Source organism: Psychrobacter sp. 1U2 (assembly GCF_051847575.1).
This window is the reverse complement of sequence record NZ_JBPYDC010000450.1, coordinates 1-1,068: the sequence shown is the minus strand read 5'-3', so window position 1 is coordinate 1,068 and position 1,068 is coordinate 1. Positions and strand designations below refer to the sequence as shown.

Genomic DNA, 1,068 nt, shown 5'->3' with positions numbered 1-1,068 from the left:
ATAGTCATTCTTATTGTTGATGACTACATTATCAAAGGACGAGCCGAGCAGTTGACCCATGAGCTCTGCCAACTGCTGTGCCCAAAAGCCATACGTTAAGCTACTGGGATGAAAGCCGTCGCTGGCAAACATAGTGGCGCTATCGATAGGGGTACCGTTGGCATGCTTTTCTGTCATTAGCGTAAAGTTTGCTGCCATATAATGTACATCATTATATTTGGCACAAACATCCTGCAATACTTGGTCGAGCTTCGTGGCTTTTGCCCCGATAAAGTTATTAAGCGGTGACGGTAAAGCAGGCATCTGCGCCATTGGTGGTAGGCTTGAGAAAATAAGTGTTTGTACGCCAAACTTACGCTGAGCAATGGTGATGATTTGCTCAAGTTGATGTTGCCATTTTGCTGTAGAGACGTTGGAGGTCGTATCATTAACGCCGACACTCAAAACCATAATATCAACTGGCTGGCTGGGAGTAGGTAGAATATATAATCGGCGCAAAATATCGAAACTGGTATGTCCCGTTGTCGCTTGCAACTCCCAGTTTAGTGCATCGAAATGAGCGTTAATGACTGGTTGTTGCTGCAAGGCAGGTATCAACTTGCCAGCAAGCGCTTCTTGCTGCGTTAAACTACCAACACCAGCGGCTGCAGAGTCCCCAACGATCATTAAGCTTAGCGTTCTTGTAATCTTACTTACTGCCATTTTAGCAGAGTCACGTAATTGAGAGTCACCTAATTGAATATGACCGTGTCTTTCGCCATCTGGTTCAGGAAGGCGCACAGTGTCGCGTTTGACTTTGTGACCTTGATATAAGTAAATAGGGGCGAGTAATACGTCTTTTGCAATGCCAGACATCTTAATAGGAGCTACCATCCTGCGCGCTCCCGTATGCTAGTGAGACTGTCTTCTATGAGCAGTTTGCCATCGATATAGATATCACGTAACAAGTTAGCTGTATCAGTATTTAAATCATCTATTTTTATGGTTTTTATTTGTCCGTTATCGTCTTTTATTAGTGCTAAACGGCCTTTTTTTGAGCGTTTAGAATGGCTGGTGATGGGGTCTTTA

The 1,068-nt window shown here is 44.1% G+C and carries 1 protein-coding gene and 1 pseudogene; both read right to left on the bottom strand.

Translation table 11 applies throughout. From position 1 onward, the window contains the following. Positions 1-855 (bottom strand): SGNH/GDSL hydrolase family protein (locus ACS8FD_RS16500; RefSeq protein ID WP_439276638.1); only part of this gene is annotated, 855 nt, incomplete at its 3' end. 11 nt (positions 856-866) lie between these two features. Then, a pseudogene (locus ACS8FD_RS16495) lies at positions 867-1,068 on the bottom strand (nicotinate phosphoribosyltransferase); the annotation flags it as partial.